This is a genomic window from Streptomyces sp. RK62, assembly GCF_018070255.1.
GTDB classification, from domain to species: Bacteria; Actinomycetota; Actinomycetes; order Streptomycetales; family Streptomycetaceae; genus Streptomyces; species Streptomyces nigra.
In genome coordinates this window covers 50170-66277 of record NZ_JAGPYD010000006.1, presented here as the reverse complement: position 1 = coordinate 66277, position 16108 = coordinate 50170, and the positions used below count along the sequence as shown (strand labels likewise).

Sequence of the window (16108 nt, the reverse complement as noted above, 5' to 3'; positions counted from 1 at the left end):
CATCTCCGCTCGCGGCAGCAGCTTGTGCGCACGCATCAGATGCGCCAGCCAACCCCCATGGCCTGCGCCCAGGAACGGGAAGAGCCCGGCCGTAGGCGTGGCCTGCTGGTGTGTTGCTCCACCCGGTCAGCAATCTTCTCCAGGCGATCGGCTCCGGCCGTCAGCCGACGGGCAGACGGATCCGTCCCGCCGACACCGGCGATCACGCCGGGCAGTCCACCACGCAGCTCAGGCGGGCCTGCATCATCAGTCGTGCTGGGAGCAGAAGCCGTCCAGCCCGTCGGGCTGGTGCACGGCCACCGGCCAGGCGGGCGCGGGCTCGGGCCACGGCGAGGTGTCGATCTGCGCACCGGTGGGTTCTAGCATGGGCTGCAGCACTTCTCGGTAGTCGTCGTAGGCGGGCACCGGCAGCAGCTGGTCGTGTATTTGCCGGGCCAGGGTGTGTCTCCGACAAGCGTTTGCCTGGTGGGACCCCCACGTCGGTGGGGAGAACAGATGGGTCTTGAGGGCGGAGAGATAGGCGCCTGGCAGACCCCCACGGCACGTGGGGAAGCCTCATCCGCTTGCGGCTGGTAGTCGATCACGCCGGAAAGACCCCCACGCGTGTGGGGAGGGCATCGCTGGTATCCCGTCTTTCCCCGCATGCTGGACAGACCCCCACGAGTGTGGGGAAGGCTGGCCGGATTCGACGATGGTGGCGGGGATCCGCGGCAGATCCCCACACGTGTGGGGAGGGCGTTGGCCTCGTCGTCATCATGATCCAGAAGGGCACACCCTTATACGCCTTGTAGGGAAGGCCGCGTATCGCCCAGCTGGCCGCCCTGCTGCACGACTGATCCCCACGCGTGTGGGGAAAAAGACAGGCCCCTGAGTGACTCACGATGACCAGCAGGGGCGCACCCTCACGGGATGAGGAAACCGGCGAAACCCGGATCGTAGGCTACACCCTGCCTCGCCAACAACGTGTGTCATGGGGGCTCTGCATGCGGCAGGATGTGCAGCAACCTTCCTGATCCCAGGGGTGGTTGGCGCATGGCGGGAGGGTTCGGTGGGGGTGCGGGAGGATGCCCGGCGCGGCGGGATCGATGTGTCGCCGTGGGGGAAGTTCGACCGCGGGGCGTGGGCGGTGTATCCACTGCTGTTTCATCTGCTGGATGTCGCGGCGCTCGCGGGCGTGGTCTGGGACCGGTACCTGACGCGTGGTCAGCGTCGGATGATCGCCGCCGGGCTGGGGCTCACGGTGGCCGAGGCGCGCTGCCTGGTGATGCTCATCGCCGGCCTGCACGATCTCGGCAAGTTGTCGGCGTTCCAGGAGCAGGAGGCGTATCCCTGGGCCCGGGTCAGCGACACTCTGCGCGCGGACACTTGTGACTGGCAGCGTATGCCGCATGAGCGGGCGTCCATGCACAGTGTGCTGCAGCTGCTGGCCGAGGCCGGCTATCCGGCAGACACCTCCGACAGCCCCGGAGTGCTCGTCGCCCAAATTCTGGGCGGCCACCACGGCCGGTTCCTGCAGGTCGACATCGACGGCGCGGCCAAAGCCTCCCGGGTCAACCTCGCCCTGGGCGGGCCGGCCTGGCAGGATCTGCGCCGCCGCTACTTCGCCCTGCTGCGCCACCTGACCGGCGCCACTACGGTGCCTGCGGACGTGTCGGTGCCGGCGGCCGTGCTGATCACCGGAATCGGCATCATCGCGGACCGGCTGGCCAGCCAGCGCCACTACTGGCTGCCCAAGGCCCAGGCGCCCGCCTTCGGCGCCGGCGAGCACTACGCCCAGGCCGTCCGGGACGCCCCCGCCGTGGTCGAGGAGTCTGGGCTGTCCCGGATCACCCTGCCGCAGGTGCCGTTCACCCAGGCCCACAACGGCCTGGAGCGGCCGAACGCCCTGCAGGCCTCGGTGATCGAGCAACTCGCTACGGTGGTGGGGGAGAAGGGGCCCGGCATCCTGGTGGTCACCGACGCCACCGGAGGCGGAAAGAGCATCACCGCGCTGGAAGCAGCACGCATCTTCAACGCCTCCGGGGACACGGCCGGCATCCTGTGGCTGCTGCCGACCATGGCCACCACTGACGCCGCCTACGACCTCCTCGAGGCCTACGTCGCGGCCCACCGTCCCGAGCACGCCCCGGTCTCCCTGGTCCACAGCCACAGCTACGACAACACCGCCTACACCGACCACCGCCTGGCCGCCCACGAACCCTCCACCAATGACGGCTACTGGCCCGACAGCGACGATGACGGGGGCGGGCCGGCTGCAGGGGAGCGGCCCGAGGAGCGCGTGACGGTGCCCGACGGCTGGCTGCGCGGCTGGGACAGGGCCCTGCTGGCCCAGTTCACCGTCGCCACCCATGACCAGGCCCTCATGGCCGCCCTGCCGGTCCGCTTCAGCGCCCTGCGCATGTTGGCCCTGTGCGGGCGGACCGTCATCGTCGACGAAGTCCACGCCCTGCCCCCGTTCATGCGGCAGACACTGTCTCGGCTGCTGCACTGGCTCGGCGCCCTGGGCTGCCCCGTTGTGCTGCTGTCCGCGACCCTGCCCGGCCACATCAGCAGCCAGCTCGTCCGCAGCTATCTCGACGGCGCCGGCCACCCGCCCCCCGCAACAGCCCACCTGGACTGCCGGCCCACCTATCCGGGCTGGCTCTACGCCGCCGCCTCGGACGCCTCCCTCACCCGCATCGACCCGGCCGCGGCCGGCGCCCACGCCGACCGCCACCGCCGCCGCGCCACCCTCCGTCTCCACCCGGTGCGCCACCCTTCCTGCACCGACCCCGAAGACACGCCCGCCCGGGAGAGCCGCTTGGAGCGGATCACTCAGGAGATCGCCCCTGTCGCCCGCTCGGGCGGCTGCGCGTCGGTGTACTGCGCCACCGTGGCCGACGCCCAGACCACCTACACGCATCTGCGTACCGCTCTCGACTGGCCGGACGGCGGCTCTGACGGTCAGCTGCTCCTGCTGCACGCACGCCTGCCCGGCCACCAACGCGAGGCCCTCACCCGCCGAATCCGCACCGCCCTCGCCTCGGCCGGCGAGCGCCCCGGGCGGCTGGTGGTCGTCACCACCACCCTGCTGGACATGAGCCTCGACATCGACGTCGACGTCATGGTCAGCGACCTGGCGCCCCTGCACACCCTCCTGCAACGCCTGGGCCGCCTGTGGCGCTTCGACCACATCAAGCGCCCCGACTGGCTGTCCGGCGACCACCCCCGCCTGATCGTCCTCGAACCCACCGACCACCGCGGCCGCACCCTCCTGCCACCCGCCTGGCGCCCGTTGGACTCCCCGTTCCTGCCGCTCGCCACCGCCGCCTACCTCGCCCGACGCCCCGAGCAGCCGCTCACCCTGCCCGACGACGTGCAACAGCTCGTGGAAGCCGTGCACGGAGACGCCGACGCCCTGGCCCGCACCGACGCCGCCCTGCGCCGCAGCCACACCCTGCACCAGACCCGCACCCGCACCGAGGAACACCACAGCGCCCTGCACCTGGTCCCTGCCTGGCACGACACCCTCTCGCTGTCCGACCTGCACCGCCAGAACCTGCACCCCCGTGAGGCCGCCACCCGCCTGGGCGCCATGCCCCGCCGCCTCCTGCCCGTCTACCGCATGCCCGACGGCCGCCTCACCTTGGACGCGGCCGGCACCCAGCCTCTGCCCGAGCACCGCAAACCGACCACCACCCAAATCCGTACGATCCTCCAGCACACCCTGCCCGTCCCCGCCGCCTGGGTCGCCGGCCGCACAAGAGACCACCACATCCCCGCCTCCTGGCGCAGCCACGCCCTCCTCGCCGATCTCGTCCTGCTCCCGCAGGACACCGGCGATCCCTCCCGGCCGGTGCGCTTCGGCCGGCACCGTCTGCACCTCGACGACACCCTGGGACTGGTCCACGCCGAGGACTGAGCCCGCTTCCCCACCCCGAGCCGCCCGCCTGAACTCCCTTCGCTGGCAGCGCCGTTGGAAGGAGGGCCGGATCTTCCTGCCCGAGGCACGCAGCGGCGCGGGGCCAGAAGGCGGAAGACCGCGACCTCTCATTCCAGGACCAGGGCTTCTCATCCGATGACACCTGCCGCGGGCTGGGACAGGAATGCCTGACATCCGAGCGAAAACCGACAGTGACATCGAATGAGAAGTGACCGTCGCCGAACCGTCGGCACGGATTAAGGAGTGCAGTCCGGAAATGACTTCAAAAAAGGGGCACCGACCGGTAATTTCCGGCTGAACTATGTGGTTCGGAAGCTGCTTGTCTATAGATAATATGGAGACGCGGAGCCGGACTCGTAATCGCGTCCGGTCTCGCGCGCCCTGCCTGCTGCGCTGTGTGCACCGCACCCTTGGTGTCCTTGTGCAGTGGGGGTGGCACGTCGGCGTGGCCTGACCCGGGCCGCGCGCCCTGACCGCCCGCCCCCTTCCTCTTCCTTCCTGCCGCCCTAGTGCGCTCCTTGCGTCATGGCCTGCGCAGAAATCCCGCTCCGGCGCGCGAATCTTCCCCGAAATCCATCTCTTGTTCGCACCCGGTAATGGATCCTGTGTGTCTTCCCCGCATTTTGAGACCGACAAAGAACCGTGCATTCCCGTCCTCTTCCCGGACGGACACCAGGAGGAGCTGGGGTGGCGGGACGTGCTGCTGCGCGCCCACCTCATCAAGGACCTGGCGCTTCCCCTCCCGCCGGCGGCATCAGCCGTCCTGCGTCTGCTCGTTGTGATGGCCGCACGGGTCAGCGGCCTGGACGCACGAGGACAGCCGCGCATGACGGCACGTCAGTGGGCCGCACGACGAAGGGAGTTACTGGCGCATCCCGCCGGGTTCGGCCCCGACGCCGTTCACGCCTACTTCGACGCCTACATCTGGGACCTGTTCCACCCGGTGCGGCCGTTCCTGCAAGACCCGAGACTGGCCGTCCAGTGCCCGCAACGCGCAGGCGTCAACAAGCTGGTCTTCGGCCGCCCCGAGGGCAACAACCTTTCCTGGCTCAGCCCGCACTCCGACACCGACCCGCAGCCGGTGCCCAGCGCCCAGGCGCTGTGGCACATGCTCATCCACCACTACTACGGCGCGGCCGGGCAGTGGTCCGTGCGCACGGTCGAGGGACGCTCCCTCAACCGGGCGAAAGCCGGCCCACTGCGCTCGAGCCTGTCCTTCCACCCCCTGGGCCGGACCCTGTACGAGACCCTCCTGGCCGGCATCCCCAAGCCCGACCCGTCCTGGCCGGACCAAGTGGACCACTGCCCGTGGGAGGAACCGCTGCCCCACCCGGACCCTGACGACGACCTTGACCCCGCAGAGGATCCCGACCCCGATGCCGCCCCACCGCCGGTGTCCTCACCAGGCCGTCTGCTGACCGGCCGCTCGCGTCACGCCGTCCTGCTCATTCCGGCGCCGGACGGGCGCCACGTGGTCGACGCCTACCTGACCTGGGCCACCCAGAAGAAGCTCCCCGCTCTCGACCCGTACCTCATCCATCACATCCATGCGGACGAGCCCGTCACCCGACGCCACCGACCACGCCGGGCGGACGCCGACCGGGCCGTGTGGCGGGACCTGGACGCGCTGCTGCTGGCGGGTGACGAGGACGACCGCAAAGGCACCCAGGCCAAGAACGGAAAGGGCCGCTACACCGTCCAGCGGCCCGACGCCTTCACGACCCTCAACGACCTGCCTCCTGACCTGCGCGCTGCCCTGCGGGTGCGGGTCTACGGATTCGACCAGGACGGCAAGACCAACAACCGCACCTGGTACACGGCTCTGACCCCGCCGATCTGGCCCTGGATGCAGGAGTGCGACCCGGCCGCGGCCGAGCGGGTCGCCCAATGCCGCAAGGCCGCCGAGGAGATCGGCGCCCACCTCGACCGCCTCTCCCAGGACGCCTGGAAGCAGACCACCAACTCCGCCAGCCCCCGGCACCTGCCATCCTGGACCCGCAGCGCCCGCACCCTGTACTGGCCCCGGGCCGAAGCCACCTTCTTCAACCTGCTGAAGGAACCCGACCGCAGCGCCCGTGCCGCGTTCGCCGCGGACGCCATCGGCGCCCTGCGCACCGCCACCCGCCCGGCGATCGCCCAGCACTTCCGCGCGGCCGAAGCCGTTGCCACCGCCCTGGCCCAGCTACGCCTGTGCAGCCGCTGATCCTGCCTCACCACATCCCTCTCTGCCCACTCGTTCTCGCCGCCCTGTCGGAGGCTGCCGCCCTATGCCCGTCACCACCGTGCAACGCCGCGCCCACTACGACGACTTCGTCCACCAGGTCATCACCCTGTGCGCGGTCAACGGCATCCGAGCCGACCTCAAGTCGGGCTTCGGACGGCCCGTCGCAGAGTGCCCCCGGATGCCAGAGCACCTCACCCGGCACATCGCCGGTTTCGGAGCACGCCGCGCCCACTACACCGTGGCCTCACTCATCGCCCTGCACCGCGACCTGCCCCACCAGCAAGGCCCCTACACGCCGGAGCAGCCCGCCGCCGGAAGGGACCAGGACGCCACCGCACCGACTGCGAACACAGCCCCGCAATCCGGCCCGCCGGGTTCGCCGACGGTGGCGAGCACGGCTGAGCGGCCCTGGCGCCGCCGCCCCGATCTCGGCACCCACCTCGCCATCGCCGTGGCCCGCTACGGCTTCAAGGAAGCCACCATGACCAGCCGCGTCAAAACTCTCACCCGACTCGACACCTCGCTGCTGCACCCCAGGCTGTGGACCCTGACCGGTCACCTCAACAGCCGCGGCGCCGCCCGCCTCGACTTCGCCGTCCTGCTGGAGGACCTGGCCTGGTGGGACGACGACCAGCCCGAGATCGCGGCCCGCTGGCGCGAGAACTACTTCCTCACCCTGAACACCGCGACCTCCAAGGAGCAGTGACATGGCCGCCTACGCCCCCGCCCGCTACGCCGACTTCCACATCCTGCACCCGCTGCCCGCATCCCTCCTCAACCGGGGAGAGGACGACCTGCCCAAGACATTGCTGCTGGGCGGCATGGTCCGCGCCCTGGTGTCCTCCCAGTCCTGGAAGCGGGCCGTGCGCCTGCGCCTGGAGGACGTCCTGGACGAGCATGCCGCCCGCACCCGCATGCTGCCCCTGCGGGTAGCCGACGCCCTGTGCGGGGCCGGCTGGCCCACCGACCTGGCCGCCTTCGCCGGAACCCAGATCGTGCGCTCGGCCACCACGGAGGGCCTCAAGACCGAGGAAAACCAGCGTGGCATCACCTCGGCGACCCTCTACCTGCCGCGCGACGTCCTCGACGACCTCACCGACCTGTGCAGCGAGCACCGCCCGCACCTCGAGGAAGCCCTCGCCAAGGAAACCGCCGCACACGCCACCCCGGCCAAGGGCGCCCGCAAGAAGCCCAAGGCGGAGGCCGTTCTGCCCACGCCCAGGGTGGCTTCCGTGATCCGCCGGCGCACCGCGACCATCAATCTCTTCGGACGCATGCTCGCCGAGGTCCCCGACGCCCACGTCGACGGCGCCGTGCAGATGGCACCCGCCTTCACCGTCCATGCCAGTTCACCCCAGCCCGACTATTTCACCGCCGTCGAGGACTGGGCCGCCCCGAACGAGAGCGGCAGTGCCCATCTGCAGACCGCGTTCTTCACCACCGGCCTGCTCTACCGCTACGCCACGGTCAACCTCACCGAACTGACCCGCAACCTGAACGGCGACCACGACCAGGCCCTGCACCTGCTGCGGCTGTTCGCCGACGCCTTCATCGACGTCATGCCGGGCGCGAAGAAGACCTCCACCGCCCCGCACACCTACCCCCACCTGGTCCACTACGCGATCCGTGACCGCCGCCCCGTCTCCTACGCCGGCGCTTTCGAACAGCCCGTCAAGCACGCCCCCGGAGGCGGCTACACCACTCCCGCCATCGCAGCCCTGTCCCAGCATGCCGCCGGGCTGAACCGGCTGCTGGGCACCCGCCGCCTCCTCGGCTGCGGCTACGCCACCCTGCACCCCGACCCCGTCGACCACCTCGGCACCGCCCACGCCGGCCTCGACGATCTCATCGACGCCCTCACCGAAACCGCGGCCGCGCCCACCGGGGCCCTCGTATGAACGGCATCCTGCTGCGCCTGGCCGCACCGCTGATGTCGTTCGGGGAACACGCCGCCTTCCACTACCGCGACACCCTCCCCTTCCCCTCCCGCTCGGCCCTCATCGGCCTGTTCGCCGCCGCCGACGCACGCCCCCGCAGCGAAGCCCTCGCCCCCGACCCGGCCACCGGCCATAACCCCTACACGGACCTGACGTTCACCGTCCGCATAGACCGGCCCGGCACCCGGCACACCGACTACCACACCGTGGGCGGCGGCCGCCCGCACCGTCAAGGCCTGCGCACCAGCAGAGGCGCCTACCGCCCCCGCGAGAAGTCCACCCTCATCACCGAACGGGTCTACCTCGCCGACGCCGTCTTCACCCTCGCCGTCCAAGGACCCGACCCATTCCTGGAACACCTCCTGAAGCGGCTCGAACAACCCGCCTTCGGCCCCTACCTCGGCCGCCGCGCCTGCCTGCCCAACGAACCCCTCGTCCTCGGCGCCCTACACCCCGACCCCATCGGTGAACTCCTCCACCACGTCCCCCTCAGCCTCACCACACCACCGCGCACCGGCCAGGCCACCGTGCCCGTCGCCTTCGTCTGGGAACACCCGCCCTCCCACGTGCCCGCCGCGCACAGCGAACGCGAAGTCGCCGACGACCCCCACGACTTCACCCCCACACGCCGCTCCCACAAGATCCGCCGTACCTGGCACACCACCGAAAACCTGCCCGCCGCCCTGTACGCCCCACCGCCCGCACTCACCGAACTGACCGCCTACATCCACCAGGACGCCACCCCGTGACCACCGCCCCAACCGCCGCCCTCGCCACCACAGCGACCCTGACCCGCATCCGCCTCAACCGCCGCAGCCCAGCCGCCCGCCGTGACCTGGCCGACGCCGTCAGCCTGCACAAGAGCGTGATGCTCCTGGCCCCCGACGACCTCGGCGACAACCCCCGGCAGCAGGCCGGCCTGCTCTTCCGCCTGGAAGACGCCACCGACGACACCCCACCCACCCTGCTCGTCCAGTCCCACCAGCCGCCCGACCTCACCCGCCTGCCCCACCGCTACGGCACCGCCGAAACCCGCCCCCTACACCCCATGTTCCAGGCCCTGATCCCCGGCCGAGCGGTGCGCTACCGCATCACCGCCAACGCCAGCGCCGCCCGCCGCGTCCTGGACGACCACCACCCCGTCGACAACAAGCACGGCCGGAAAATCGTCGCGCTCTACGGCGACGACGCCCTCGCCTGGTGGCAGCGCCGCGCCCACCAAGCCGGCCTCACCCTTGCCACCACCGACATCACCCCCGCCCGCTTCCCCCGCCGACGCCGCCGCGCCGACGAGCCGGGCGAACAAGCCCACTCTCCCGGCCCCATGCACGCACTGACCCGCTTCGACGGCCTGGCCACCATCACCGACCCCCACCAACTCCGCCACGCCCTGCTCACCGGCATCGGCCGCGGAAAGCCCTACGGCGCCGGCCTGCTCACCCTCGCCCCCGCCTGACCCACTGCCCCTACGTCCACACCTCCAAGGAAGCCGCCCGAACACCCGTGCCCGCCACACCACCACCCAACAGCCCCTACGACCTCACCTCCCTGCGCGCCGCCGCCGTACGCCGACTACTGCGCCTGCGCGCCGCGGACCGCCTCACCCACCACGACGTGCGTACCGTCGCCGCCGGGTTCGACGTCCACTGGCGCACCGTGCGCCGCTGGATGGACAACGCCGACGCCCATCACGGCACCTACACACCCCAAGGCCGCCGCCACTTCACCCTCACCCCGGCCATGCACGAAACCCTGGCCCGATGGAACGGCAACGCGGCAGCCACCTACCGCGAACTCGTCGACGACAACATCTTCGGCAGCCCACCCCGCGTATCGCAGGCAACCTTCTACCGCGCCGTAGACCGAGAACTCACCCCCGGCCAGCGCGCCGCCCTCAAAGGGGGCGAAGCCGCCCGCCGCCGACACGACGTCCACGCCCTGCGCCCACACGGCAACCGCAACGACGTCTGGGAGACCGACCACGTCGAAGCCAGCGTCTTCGTCAACGTCGACGGACGCCGCTGCAAACCCTGGATCACCTGGTTCATCGACCACGCCACCGCCGTCATCTGCGGGCTGGCCATCACCCCCCACCAGCCCAGCCAGGACGCCATCCTGGCCGCCGCTCGCGACGCCATCCTCTGCACGGATCACCACCGGCCCTTCGGCGGCATCCCCAGCAAGATCCGCACCGACCGCGGCCGTGATTTCCTGGGCAAGTGCGTGGACGAGGCGTTCAAAAAGTTCGGCACCGAACTCATCGCCTTGCCCCCCTACAGCCCCCACCTCAAAGGCACCGTCGAAGCCGTCAACGGCGCCGCCAAGCACATGCTCTTCAAAGGTCTGCCCGGCTACGCCCACACCCCACGAAGCCGACGCGACCGCCGCGGCCAGCCCCTGTGGGCCCTTAACGAACTCCTCGACTACGAAACCTTCATTACCGTCGTCCTTGACTGGGTGGACTGGTGGAACAAAGACCACACCATCGCCCGCCTCCACCGGCGCACCCCAGCCCAGGCCTGGCACGCCGACCTCACCCCCATCGACACCCTCGATCCCGTAGATCTGCACACCTACACCCTCACCGACAGCGGCCCACCCCGGAAAATCACCAGCAAAGGCGTCCGCTGGAAGAGCGCCTACTACGTCGGTGACTGGATGCACGGTCACGGCAGCGCAGGCGAGATGGTCCGCCTGCGCCACGAACCCCACCACTACCACCGTGTCGAGCTCTACGACGCCGACACCCTCACCTACCGCGGACCCGCCTTCCGCAGCGATGAAATGAGCCCCCGACAATCCCGCGAACTGCACAACGCCCGCCGACGCGAGGCCGACCGCTACGCCGCCAAAGCCCGACGCGCACGCAAGAACGCCAACCCCCGCTACGCCGCCACCAGCGTCGCAGCCGCCCCCGAGCCCCTCAACCGGCTCACCGCCAGCCAAGCGGCCGCCCAGCTACGCGAACTGCAGACACCGGAAGGTCACCTGCACGCCGAGGCCCGACCCGACCTCCTCAACCGGCCCAAACCCGACTCCACCCGCTGGACCAAACCCCTGACCGACCCCACATCCCAGGACACCGCATGACTCACCCGACCACCACCTCCGATAATCAGCCGACCGCCGGCCCCAACTACCACTACATGGGCTTGCCCGGCGCCCACGCCATGCTGACCAACGCCAGCGCAGAGACCTACGCCAATCTCCACACCACCCTCAACGCCGACGCCGGCAAGGGCGCCATCATGTGCGTTCACGGCGGCGTCGGCCTGGGCAAGACCTTCGCCGTCAACAGCCACCTCGACGACCTCGCCCCCCGCACCGCCCTGCGCATCAAAGTAGGCTCCGCCAAAATCCAGGCCCTGCGCGCCGCGCTATACAAAAAACTCGACCTGCCCGGCGACGCCCCCCTCAACAGCACCCGCTGCGAAGCCATGCTCAAAGAAGCACTGTCCCAGACGCCGCGTGTCCTGGTCGTCGACGAAGCGCAGTGGCTTGACACCCGGGCCTTCGAGTTCATCCGCGAACTCTGGGACGACGAGGACACTCGCCTCGCCGTCGTCCTGGTCGGAGCCGAAACCTGCTACCAGAAAATCAAGAACCGGCCGGCCCTCGACTCCCGCATCCTCATCTGGCAGCGCTACACGCCCCTCACCCCCGCAGAAGTCCTCACCGTCATTCCCCAGTACCACCCGCTCTGGACGGACGTACCCACCGACGAACTGCTGTGGATCGACGACGTCGCCTGCCACGGCAACTTCCGCCAGTGGGCCAAAATCACCTACCTGCTCTGGGTAGAGCGCGGCGGCCCCGACATGATGGGGCCCGGTGCCGCAGGTCCACCACACCAGCCCACGCCACACGGCGCGACCGCATCGCTCCCTGCCTACAGCCGGGACTTGGTGCGTGCCGTTCTCAGCCGCCTCGACCCCACCCAACGCCACACCGACTGAACGGGTCCAAGACTGGCGGCGCCGGAAATTTAGCTGCACCAGGCCGGGACGACTACGGCAGCTCATCGCTGCCGTCGCCGAACAGCCCCGGCTGCCTGGACAGGATGGCGGCGTCAAGCTCCCGGCGGATACGTGCCACGCGGGGCTGTGGAAACTCGGCAAGCCGCAGCCACCGGCCCGCCTGCGGATCCTGGCCCGGCATCAGCCAGACCGGCACTGCGCTCAGCAGGCCCCGCACACACATGTCGGATGTCCCGCCCGCTGCCGGGTCGAGCCGCTCGTGAAACGCGATGATCAGCTGCGGGCGCTCTTTGACCAGCATGCGCGTGTTGCGCTCCGGCCCGGCCTGGCGCCACTGATGGGGTCTGGTACGCCGCTCCGCCTCCCAGTCCACCGGATAGCACCGGTGACGATCAGCCCCCAGGCCGTGTGCGCCGCACCAGAGGTGTGCAGCCCAGTCCGCACCCGCGGCGGCGCCCTCGATCACTACCAGCCGGTCGTTATGCCGTGCTGCCAGACGATCCAGCACGCCCTCAACCGTCGCTGGCCACGGCCAGCGCCGACTGCCGCATATCAACACCCGCAGGTCGGTCAACTCCAACATCGCCCACCGCCTTTGACCAGGGGGTCACCCCTTCTCCAGCGGCGGGGTGGGCGGTGATCCAGGAAAGCCCACCGAGGTCGAGGTGGTGACGGGCGCGGGTGACAGCGACGTAGGCGAGGCGGGCGTCGGTATCGCTGACAGGTTCCGGGATGGGACGTCCTTGCTCGTCGTGCTGGTCGGTGTCCTTGGGAGGTGGGAAGTCGTCGCCGATCTGGACGGTGGGCCATTCGCGGCCTTTCGCGGAGTGGGCGGTCGAGACGACGACGCAGGCATGGTCTTCGTCGGTGAGTTCGCCGACAGCAGCGAGGATGGCGTCGGGTCCATGAGTGTCGATGAGGTCGACGAAGGGTTGCAGATCACGTCCGGCAGGGTCGTAGGCGGCGTAGTCCTGCAGTTCGCCCCAAGAGCTGAAGAGTACGAGCTCGGGATGGGAGGTGCGGCGGCCGTCCTTGAGGTCCCGGGCCGCGAGGGCCAGGGCGGCCAACTGCTGGCCGCCACGGGCGAGAGCAACACGGTGGCCGGCGGCGAGCAGGCGCAGGACTTCGGCCATCGCGCCGATGTTGGTGCGGCACAACACCGCGTCCGGCCGGTCAAGGCTGCCGACCTCGGCCGCGATCGTATCGGTGCCGGTCAGGCGGATGGGGGCGTCGGCGAGTGCGAGCCACCGGTTGGCTTCTTCGGCGATCAGAGGGCCGAAGCGGAACGAACGGGTCAGAGTGAGGGGAGTGGCTTGGAAGCCGGTCATCACGTCCCGGGCACCGCGCCAGCCGTAGATGGCCTGGGCGGAGTCGCCGACCATGACGAGTTGGGCATGGTCGCGCTGGGCTGCGAAGACCTTCTCGAGGACTGGGTTGGTGTCTTGGGCCTCGTCGAGGAAGAGGAAGTCGGCCTCGATGATGGGCTCGGTGAGGGCCCACATTTTGAGGTAGTGGTCGTGTTCGAAGCGGGCCACGCCCTGCTCGGGGTTGTGCAGGTCAGCCCAGGCTTTGAGGGCGAACGGCAGGACTTCGTGGGCGAGTTGGGCGTGCCCGACGGGTGTGTCCAGGCCACGCAAGCGCGGCACGTGGTGGCGGGCCAGGGTGCGGTCGGCGGAGTGGCAGTAGCGGGTCACGGTGCGCAGGACAGCGTGAGAGAGCGTTCGGGGGCTGATCTCGTGATCACCGATGCGGACCGGGCGGGTGATGCCGAGGGCCTGGCCAGTCTTCCAGGCCGGCTGGCGGGGGCTGTTGAGTCGATTGGCGTAGCGGTGGCCGAGGGCGGCGTAGGCCGTGGCATGGGCGGTCTTGCACAGCACCGTGTGCGAGAAGCGGGTGGCGGCATCCCGGGCGATGTCCTTGTTGAAGGCGAGGTAGCGGCCGCGGCGGCGGGTGCTGGCAGCAAGCAGACCGAGCGTGCTGGTCTTCCCCGTTCCGGCGCCGGCCTGCAGGACGAGATGGTGGCCGGCTCGGAAGGCGTCGACAGTGTGTGCCTGTTCGTCGGTGGGCGTGTGCAACAAGGGCTCCGCGAAGATGAAAAGGAATCGAGGTCAGGGAGGAGGGGCCTGTCACTGCCGTGCCAGGGGTGTTGGGAGGAGGAGTTACGACCTGTGCGGGGGAGTGGTGCTGACGGCTGTCCAGGAAGCTCATCAACGCGGGTCAGTAATTCAATCGAGAGTGTGGTGGGCGAGCAGACTCTCGAGCCGGTCTCCACGCGCTGACTGTGGTCCTGGTGGTTACGGGCGAGGACCGCGGTCACGCATCGGCTCCAGTACGTCCTGGGGCCGCTGTCCCTCGGCAACCGAGACGCGGCGCCAGGGCCCTGTCGACGGAGCGTGGCTGAGGGCGCCCGTTGAACAGGACCTGATCATGCCGGACGGGGTAGCGAGGTGGCAGCGCTCGGGGAGCGTCATCAGCCGGGCGTGGTCCGCGTTCGCGGCAGGGGTATACCGCAGCGTGCATGCCGGACCTCACCGGAGCGGCGGCCCTGAGGAGGGGGATCTTGACGGCGGTGTGACGTCACGGCTGGGCCCCCTGCCGGGCGCGGCCTGCCGCGCCGGGGCGGCGGCCCGCGCCCGGCAGGCGGGTGTGAATGTGTTGGTGGTGGCGCAGTGGGTCGAAGGGCTCCCACTCGGCCACCGCCAGGTCGGCAGCCGTGGACGAGGCGGCATGCTGTCGGCATCGCTGGGCGCGCCAGCGCAGCTGCTCGGCGTAGGGGAGTCGGCTGAGGTTGTAAACCGCCATGACGTCAGTCGGCAGGGCCAGTTGACCGCTTTCCGCGGTGGGCATGAGCATCCAGGTGCCGCCCGGGATACCGGAGGTGAGCAGCGGGCTGGTGCAGCGGTGGCGGTGCCGGGTCTGGGCGACGCACTGGATCTCGTCCACCGGCCGAGCAGAGAGGTAGCGGACGTACAGCATCTGCACGATGGGCCGGGCCGGGCGGCAGACCACCGGTTCAGGCGCTCGCCTGGGCGGTGAGGCCGGGGGAGGGGTGAAGACGCCGGCGTCGATCAGGCGGCGGGAGTGCACGCCCAGCGACCGTCGCAGGCCAGCCAGCTGGGAGGGTGGGGGTGTGTCGCGGGCGGGGCAGAGGACGGCGTGCGCCAGACGGCACCAGCTACTGCCGTCCCCGGCTGGGTGGGCCACACCCGAGCTGACGTGCCAGCGGCAGGCATCGGGTACCTGGACGGCTGGCAGTTCGTGCGGGTGCAGACGGACTAGCCGCTGGTCGCTGCGGTGGTACCACTCGATCGGGTTGCCGCAGTCGCGGCACCGGCCGCTTTGGCCGCAGCGCAGCAACCGGCTGACGCTGCCGGGAGTGACCTGCAAAGAGCGGCGCGTGCGCCGAGCGGGGGTCGGGGTGCCATCCCGGTGACGAGGGGCGGGAGATGTCGAGTGCATGCGCGCGAACCTGCCAGCCGACACGCCGAACCTGTGGCAGCGCTGCCGCCGGATCGCCCACTCGGCCTCACATAATGGATCAAAAGTGCGAGTAGGTGACCGCTTGTTCGGGGTGGTCTCGCCGGTTTGAGTGATCTGCGGCAGCCGCCCGGGCGGCTGTCAGCCCCCGCTCGGCCCCGGCAGGTCATGCCCGCGGCACAACGTCGCGAAGAGCTCGTCGAACGGGGTGCCCAGAGCGTGGGCGAGAGCGTGCCAGGTCTTCAAGGTGCCGATGGTGCGGCCCTGCTCGATCTCGATGACGGTGCGTCTGGCCAGGCCGCTACGGGCAGCGAGCTCGTCGTAGCTCCACCCATGCGCGGCCCGCAGACGCGCGAGCTCCAACCGCAGCGCGTCAAGGTCCGGATCGGGCGGCAAGATCGTCACCCGTCCATCCGACGGTGCAGACCCCTGCCCTGTCAGTGCAGACCTCTGCCCTATTTTTCCAGGTGGTAGCGGCTAAGTAGGGCAGAGGTCTGCACTACGGTGGGCGGCTGCCCCCGCACCCCCCGGGGGCGGGACCAGCGCGCAAGCAACTGGAGGAACACGCGTC

The 16108-nt window shown here is 70.1% G+C and carries 12 protein-coding genes; 8 read left to right on the top strand and 4 right to left on the bottom strand.

The features are described 5' to 3' along the window. Nucleotides 1–1054 precede the first annotated feature (1054 nt). The 8 genes from cas3 to KBY32_RS12940 all read left to right on the top strand — a co-directional run bounded on the left by cas3 (nucleotide 1055) and on the right by KBY32_RS12940 (nucleotide 12039). Nucleotides 1055–3901, top strand: coding sequence for a CRISPR-associated helicase Cas3' (gene cas3, locus KBY32_RS12975; protein WP_308293713.1), 2847 nt, complete (start codon nucleotides 1055–1057; stop codon nucleotides 3899–3901). Between the two features lie 628 nt (nucleotides 3902–4529). Continuing rightward, nucleotides 4530–6125, top strand: coding sequence for a type I-E CRISPR-associated protein Cse1/CasA (gene casA, locus KBY32_RS12970; RefSeq protein WP_308293712.1), 1596 nt, complete (start codon nucleotides 4530–4532; stop codon nucleotides 6123–6125). Nucleotides 6126–6189: 64 nt separating this feature from the next. Further along, nucleotides 6190–6852, top strand: coding sequence for a type I-E CRISPR-associated protein Cse2/CasB (locus tag KBY32_RS12965; RefSeq protein WP_210980090.1), 663 nt, complete (start codon nucleotides 6190–6192; stop codon nucleotides 6850–6852). A 1-nt stretch (nucleotide 6853) separates the two neighbouring features. Further along, a complete protein-coding gene (cas7e, locus tag KBY32_RS12960; RefSeq protein ID WP_210980089.1) occupies nucleotides 6854–8044 on the top strand; it encodes a type I-E CRISPR-associated protein Cas7/Cse4/CasC in 1191 nt (396 codons plus the stop codon). After that, entirely contained in the window at nucleotides 8041–8832 is a 792-nt protein-coding gene (gene cas5e, locus KBY32_RS12955) for a type I-E CRISPR-associated protein Cas5/CasD (protein ID WP_210980088.1), read from the top strand. Before cas7e ends, cas5e begins: the two co-directional genes overlap by 4 nt. After that, nucleotides 8829–9539, top strand: coding sequence for a type I-E CRISPR-associated protein Cas6/Cse3/CasE (gene cas6e / locus KBY32_RS12950; RefSeq protein WP_210980087.1), 711 nt, complete (start codon nucleotides 8829–8831; stop codon nucleotides 9537–9539). The genes cas5e and cas6e overlap by 4 nt, the downstream gene beginning before the upstream one ends. A gap of 158 nt (nucleotides 9540–9697) precedes the next feature. Continuing rightward, on the top strand, nucleotides 9698–11173 hold the full coding sequence (locus KBY32_RS12945; RefSeq protein ID WP_308293711.1) for a Mu transposase C-terminal domain-containing protein: 1476 nt from the start codon (nucleotides 9698–9700) through the stop codon (nucleotides 11171–11173). Further along, entirely contained in the window at nucleotides 11170–12039 is an 870-nt protein-coding gene (locus KBY32_RS12940; RefSeq protein ID WP_210980085.1) for an ATP-binding protein, read from the top strand. The genes KBY32_RS12945 and KBY32_RS12940 overlap by 4 nt, the downstream gene beginning before the upstream one ends. A 52-nt stretch (nucleotides 12040–12091) precedes the next feature. Here the strand turns inward: KBY32_RS12940 and KBY32_RS12935 are convergent, their stop codons facing one another. The 4 genes from KBY32_RS12935 to KBY32_RS12920 all read right to left on the bottom strand — a co-directional run bounded on the left by KBY32_RS12935 (nucleotide 12092) and on the right by KBY32_RS12920 (nucleotide 15942). Then, entirely contained in the window at nucleotides 12092–12568 is a 477-nt protein-coding gene (locus KBY32_RS12935) for a hypothetical protein (protein WP_308293710.1), read from the bottom strand. Nucleotides 12569–12572: 4 nt separating this feature from the next. Then, nucleotides 12573–14135 carry a UvrD-helicase domain-containing protein gene (locus tag KBY32_RS12930; RefSeq protein ID WP_210980083.1) on the bottom strand — a complete coding sequence of 521 codons (1563 nt, stop codon included), beginning with the start codon at nucleotides 14133–14135 and terminating at the stop codon, nucleotides 12573–12575. Between the two features lie 502 nt (nucleotides 14136–14637). After that, nucleotides 14638–15519 (bottom strand): DUF6083 domain-containing protein, encoded by an 882-nt coding sequence (locus tag KBY32_RS12925; RefSeq protein ID WP_210980082.1) that lies wholly within the window; start codon nucleotides 15517–15519, stop codon nucleotides 14638–14640. Between the two features lie 159 nt (nucleotides 15520–15678). Then, complete coding sequence (locus tag KBY32_RS12920) at nucleotides 15679–15942, bottom strand: helix-turn-helix transcriptional regulator (RefSeq protein ID WP_189292873.1); 264 nt, start codon at nucleotides 15940–15942, stop codon at nucleotides 15679–15681. Nucleotides 15943–16108: the final 166 nt, after the last annotated feature.